This window comes from Saccharopolyspora sp. NPDC002686, assembly GCF_040295745.1.
GTDB classification, from domain to species: Bacteria; Actinomycetota; Actinomycetes; order Mycobacteriales; family Pseudonocardiaceae; genus Saccharopolyspora; species Saccharopolyspora oryzae.
Genome location: NZ_JBEOVY010000639.1, coordinates 1 through 1,678 on the forward strand (window position 1 = coordinate 1; position 1,678 = coordinate 1,678).

At 70.7% G+C, this 1,678-nt stretch carries 3 protein-coding genes; 2 read left to right on the forward strand and 1 reads right to left on the reverse strand.

All coding sequences use genetic code 11. The features are described 5' to 3' along the window. Positions 1 to 358: IclR family transcriptional regulator domain-containing protein (locus tag ABTZ89_RS38525; RefSeq protein ID WP_351054408.1), on the forward strand; the 358-nt coding region annotated here is incomplete at its 5' end. 31 nt (positions 359 to 389) lie between these two features. Further along, complete coding sequence (locus ABTZ89_RS38530; protein ID WP_351054411.1) at positions 390 to 1,163, forward strand: HAD-IIA family hydrolase; 774 nt, start codon at positions 390 to 392, stop codon at positions 1,161 to 1,163. 77 nt (positions 1,164 to 1,240) lie between these two features. Here the strand turns inward: ABTZ89_RS38530 and ABTZ89_RS38535 are convergent. Further along, positions 1,241 to 1,678 (reverse strand): nuclear transport factor 2 family protein (locus tag ABTZ89_RS38535; protein WP_351054414.1); only part of this gene is annotated, 438 nt, incomplete at its 5' end.

Sequence of the window (1,678 nt, forward strand, 5' to 3'; positions counted from 1 at the left end):
GGCAAACCCGATGATCACGGGCGGACCGTCGACCGGCGCGAGCTCCCAAGTGAGGCGCGCGATGTGGTGGTGGCCGTCGACGCTGCCCGCCAGCCAGTACACCTCCACCACCCGGACCGACCGCACCGCGCTGCGCGCCGAGCTCGCCGAGATCCGCGAGCTGGGCTACAGCGTCGGCATCGGCGAGCTGGAACCCCAGGTCCACGGGATCTCGGCGGCGGCACTGGACGCGCGCGACCACCCGTTCGCCATCGTCAGCATCTGGGGTCCGCGCGACCGCGTCCCGGAGTCGCGCTTCCCCGAGCTGGGCGCCCTGGCCCGCGAGGCCGCCGCCGACATCGCGGCCATGATGCCCTGATATCCGCCGCGCAAGGCCGTACCGTGCGGGAATGGTGGAACTCCGGGCCGCGCTGATCGACATCGACGGCGTACTGACCGTCTCCTGGCGACCGCTGCCGCGCACCGCCGATGCGCTCAGGGAATTGAGGGCTGACGGGATCGACGTCCTGCTGGTCACCAACACCACCAGCCGCACCAGGTCGTCGATCGCGGAAGCCCTGGTCGAGGCCGGGTTCGACGTCGGCCCCGACGAGATCCTCACCGCACCGGCGGCCGCCGCCGAACACCTCGCGCGGCACCACCCCGGTGCTCGGTGCCTGCTGGTGAACAGCGGGGACATCGGCGACGACCTGGGTGATGTGGAACTGGTCGACGACGACGCGGACGTGGTCCTCCTCGGCGGCGCCGGACCGGAGTTCGACTACCGGACGCTCAACCTCGCCTTCGCCCACCTGCAGCGCGGCGCACCGCTGGTGGCCATGCACCGCAGCCTCTACTGGCGCACCGACCAGGGCCTGCAGCTGGACTCGGGCGCATTCCTGCTCGGCCTGGAAAGGGCCGCGAACCGAGCGGCGACGGTGGTCGGCAAGCCGTCCGCCGAGTTCTTCGCCGCCGCGCTGGGCAAGCTCGGCGCTGAACCCGCGAACTCGCTGATGATCGGCGACGACGTCGAGTCCGACGTGCTCGGCGCGCAACAGCACGGCATCACCGGAATCCTGGTGCGCACCGGCAAGTTCAGCCCGGAAGCCCTCTCGGCCGCGTCCGGCGAACCCGACCACGTGCTGGATTCCTTCGCCGATCTGCCCGGCTTCCTCCGCCGGTGAACGGACCGGGCTACCTGCAACGACTGCGAAGTGAGCCTTTTTCATCCTCGCGGCCATGATGCCGTGATGCCCGCCGGTCAGCGGATCGGCAGCAGCTGACCGCGTTCGGCGTCCGGGCGGGAGCCGAAGATGCGGCGTTCGGCGGCGGTGATCGGCATGTCGTCGATGCTGGCTTCGCGGCGGCTCATCAGGCCGTCGGCGGTGAACTCCCACAGCTCGTTGCCGTAGCTGCGCCACCACTGCCCCGACTCGTCGTGGCACTCGTACTGGAAGCGCACCGCGATGCGGTCCTCGCGGAAGGCCCAGAGCTCCTTGCGCAGCGCGTAGTCCAGCTCGCGCGCCCACTTCTGCCGCAGGAACCCCACGATCTCAGCGCGCCCGGCGATGAACCGATCGCGGTTGCGCCACACCGAATCCGCTGTGTAGGCCGCTGCGACGCGCTCGGGGTCGCGGGTGTTCCAGGCGTCCTCAGCGGCCTGGACCTTCTGGGCTGCGGTGCGCTCGTCGAACAGCGG